Source organism: Mycobacterium sp. 1165178.9 (assembly GCF_001673555.1).
Lineage (GTDB): Bacteria > Actinomycetota > Actinomycetes > Mycobacteriales > Mycobacteriaceae > Mycobacterium.
This window is the reverse complement of sequence record NZ_LZMB01000484.1, coordinates 1-4,050: the sequence shown is the minus strand read 5'-3', so window position 1 is coordinate 4,050 and position 4,050 is coordinate 1. Positions and strand designations below refer to the sequence as shown.

Here is a 4,050-nt window from a genome sequence, read left to right as displayed (position 1 = left end):
ACCATCGCGCAACTGGCCGGTTACAGGTCGGCCAACGGAATGCTCGACTTCGACCAGGCGGTTACCTCGTTGCTGGAGGTCACGGTGACGCGATGACATCGAACTGGGATCGAGCCCGCACCGTCGCCGACGCGGTGCTCTACGAAGGCTATCTGCTCTACCCGTACCGCGGGACGTCGAGCAAGAATCAATCACGCTGGCAATTCGGCGTTTTGGGGACCCCGGGCGCGGCCGAATCCGGCCTCGGCGAAGATGACGCCATTGCCGCGGATTTCCTGGTCGACGACGCGCGGGCGCTGACGCTGGTGGTGCGGTTCCTGCAGCTGCAGCACCGGCGCGCCGAACAAGCTACCGGTCCCGGCGATTTCGAACCCGTCGACGAATTGCGGACCCCGGCCGGCTCGTGGCTGACCTGGGACGAAGCGGTGGAATGCGAGTTCTCCTTCGGCCCCCTCGCGTTCGACGATCAACCCTGGTCGCTGCCGGTGAGAGCCGACGCGGCAACCGACGTCGAGGTGGTGGACGGGGGCCGACTGGTTCGCGAACGCCACGAGATCCGCGGCGTCCTGACCGTCACCAGCGAGCCCGACGGCGACCTGCGGCGGGTTTCGGTGCGGGTCGCCAACACCGGCGCGGCCGTAAACGCACATGACGATAAGAATTCAGTGATAGCGCGATCCATGATCGGAACGCACCTCATCGCCGAAGTGGTTGGCGGCCGGTTCATCTCGCTGCTCGAGCCGCCACAGTCCGCGGCCGACGCGGTGTCCCGGTGCGGCCGGCATCGCTGTTTTCCGGTACTGGCTGGCCCCCCGGGCACCGACGACATGCTGCTGATCTCACCGATCATCCTCTACGACCACCCAGAGGTCGCTGAACAGAGCGACACCGCCCTGTACGACTGCACGGAGATCGACGAGATCCTCACCCTGCGCGTGATGACCATGACCGATGAGGAGAAGGCGCAGGCCCGGGCGACCGACCCGCGGGCCGCGCGCATCATCGACGAATGCGACGCCATGTCGCCCGAGGCCATGGCGCGACTGCACGGCGTGCTGCGTGATCCACACGCGCTCAACGTCCCCACCGGCTTGGTACCCGAGATCCCCGAAGGAGTGGATTGGTGGGATCCACTGGCCGACAACGCCGTCCGCCCCGAGATCGACGCGGTGCTGGTGAACGGGATCCGGATAGCGCGGGGCAGCAAGGTCCGGTTGCGCCCACGGCGCAACGCCGACGCCCAGGACATCTTCGTCGCCGGCAAGACCGCCCGAGTCACGTCGGTGCATGAGGACGTCGAAGGCAACAAGCACGTCGGCGTCGTCGTCGACGAGGATCCGGCCGCGGACCTGCACGACTGGTACGGCCGCTATCTGTACTTCTCCCCCGACGAAGTGGAACCGCTGCAGTCTCAGCACAGCACAAACCCCTGAAAGGAGTTCACTATGGAAGTCCTAGGTTGGATCTTCATCGCCATTGTCGCGCTGGTGGCAGCGATTGGGCTGGCGCTCGGAGCGGTGTCGTTGCCCGATGCCCGCCGCTATCTCAAATTGAGGCGTATGTAACCGACGCGGGTACCACCATGACGACGCGCATCCTGGTAGCCGGGATCGGCAACATCTTCCTGGGCGACGACGGGTTCGGCTCGGAAGTGGTTCGCAACGCCGAGCTGCCCCAGGATGATCCGACGGTCCAGGTCATCGACTACGGAATCCGGGGCATGCACCTGGCGTATGACCTGCTCGAAGAGTGGGACACGCTGGTCCTAATCGACGCCGTGCCGAGCCGGGGCCATCCCGGCACGTTGCACATCTTCCAGGCCGACCACGAGTCGTCGTCCGGACCGGACGGCCTGGATGGGCACAGCATGGACCCGGCCGCGGTCTTCGCCAGCCTGCGTGCGCTGGGTGGCCGTCCGCCCTACACCGTGGTGGTCGGCTGCGAGGCCGGCAGCGTCGAGGAGGGCATTGGCCTGACCCAACCCGTCGCGCAGGCCGTCCCCCGGGCGGCGCGGGCGGTGGAAGAGATCGTCGCGGCGCTACACAGTGCACCGTCGGCAGCCGAAAAGGGGTGCTGAGCCATGTGTTTGGGCATACCGGGCCAGGTCATCGAAATGCTGGACGGCTTCGAGGGACAACTCGCGCTCGTCAACGTCACCGGAGAACAACGCAAGGTCAACGTCGGCATGTTGCCGGAAGAGACGTTCGCGCCCGGCGACTGGGTGATCATCCACATGGGCTTCGTCGTCGAGAAGACGGATCAGGCCGGGGCCGAGCAGGCCATGGCAGGACTAGAGCTGATGGGCCGGGGCCGCACCGACCTGACACCGCACCCGGAGGCCGGTTGAAATGACCGATACCCCACTGCTGTTGCGGCCCGGCACGCCTGACACTCGGCAGCGCGTCACGGTGACCGGCGTAGTGCAGGGGGTCGGCTTCCGTCCGTTCGTGCACCGGATCGCGACCGAACTGGGTCTGGCCGGATTCGTCGGCAACGACTCGGGCGCGGTCTTTCTGGAGGTGCAGGGCCGGGCGGAGTCGGTGGCGGAATTCGGGCGCCGACTGCGCGCGGAGGCGCCTCCCCTGGCACGGATCACCGACGTGCGCGTCGCCGCCATCGCCGCCGACCGCTCGTGCCCGCCCGAATTCCGGATCGTGTCAAGCCAATTGGCCAGCGGCACGACCACCCCGATTCCCCCCGACATCGCGGTGTGTGACGACTGCATCGCCGAACTGTTCGACCCGCTCGACCGGCGGTACCGGCACCCGTTCGTGACCTGCACCAACTGCGGGCCTCGGTTCACCATTATCAGGGAACTCCCCTACGACCGGCCGGCCACCACGATGTCGGGGTTCGCCATGTGTGCGCGCTGCGCCACCGAATACCACGATCCGGCGAATCGCCGATTCCACGCGCAGCCGATCGCCTGCCCGGACTGCGGGCCGAGCCTGTGGTTCGCCGCGCCGGCCGCCCGGGTTCACGGCCCGGACGCGGCGCTGGCAGCCACGCAGGACGCGCTGGCATCCGGCGCCGTGGTGGCCATCAAGGGAGTCGGCGGCTACCACCTGGCCTGCGGGGCCGACGACGAAACGGCGGTCGACGCGTTACGCGCGCGGAAAGCGCGTGGCGCCAAGCCGTTTGCCATGCTGGTGCGCGATCTCGACGTGGCGCGCCGCTACGCCCACGTCGACGACGCCGAGGCCGCGGTGCTGTCCAGTCCGGCCCGCCCGATCGTGTTGCTGCGGCGGCGGGCCGGCGCCCCGGTCGCCGCGGCCGCCGCGCCCGGCAGCCCGCTGCTGGGACTGATGCTGCCGTACTCCCCCATCCATCACCTGCTGCTGGCTCCGGTTCCCGGCAACCCCGGGCCGGTGCCCGACGCGCTGGTGCTGACCAGCGCCAACCGCTCGGATGAGCCCATCTGCTTCACGGATAGCGACGTTCAACAACGTCTTTCGAAGCTATGCGACGCCGTGCTCGATCACGACCGGCCGATCCACGTGCCGTGCGACGACTCGGTGGTGCGCGTCGTTCACGACGAGGAGGGTGCCCACGAGCTGCCGATCCGCCGGTCCCGCGGCTACGCGCCGCTGCCGATCGACTTGAAGCTCCAGGCCCCCGCGGTGCTGGCCGTGGGCGGCGAATTGAAGAACACCTTCTGCCTGACCGACGGCAACCGGGCCTACCTGTCCGGCCACATCGGTGACATGGCCACCTGGGAGACGCTGCGCGCGTTCGAGCGGGCGGTGAGCCAACTCAGCGAAATCCGCGGCCGGCCAGTCCGGTTGGCCGCCGACCTGCATCCGGGCTATCACACCCGAAGCTGGGCCGAACGCCAGGTGCACGAACGGCCGCTGGATCTCGTCCAGCACCACCACGCCCACGTCGTGTCGCTGCTCGCCGAACACGGGCGCCTCGGCGAACCCATCGTCGGGGTTGCCTTCGACGGCACCGGTTACGGTTGTGACGAAACGATTTGGGGCGGTGAAATTCTCACCCTCGACACCCGAAGCCACCGTTTCGTTCGGGCCGGACATCTGGCGGCGGTGCCGC

4 protein-coding genes are annotated in these 4,050 nt (G+C 68.0%); all 4 read left to right on the top strand.

What is annotated here, in order from left to right; genetic code table 11:
* The first annotated feature begins 92 nt into the window (after positions 1–92).
* Positions 93–1,433, top strand: coding sequence for a hypothetical protein (locus A5652_RS20755; RefSeq protein ID WP_067355962.1), 1,341 nt, complete (start codon positions 93–95; stop codon positions 1,431–1,433).
* Between the two features lie 149 nt (positions 1,434–1,582).
* Positions 1,583–2,077, top strand: a complete 495-nt coding sequence (locus A5652_RS20750) for a hydrogenase maturation protease (RefSeq protein ID WP_067355958.1) — start codon at positions 1,583–1,585, stop codon at positions 2,075–2,077.
* Between the two features lie 3 nt (positions 2,078–2,080).
* Positions 2,081–2,347 carry a HypC/HybG/HupF family hydrogenase formation chaperone gene (locus A5652_RS20745; protein ID WP_067355955.1) on the top strand — a complete coding sequence of 89 codons (267 nt, stop codon included), beginning with the start codon at positions 2,081–2,083 and terminating at the stop codon, positions 2,345–2,347.
* 1 nt (position 2,348) lies between these two features.
* Positions 2,349–4,050: carbamoyltransferase HypF (hypF, locus tag A5652_RS20740; protein ID WP_067355952.1), on the top strand; the 1,702-nt coding region annotated here is incomplete at its 3' end.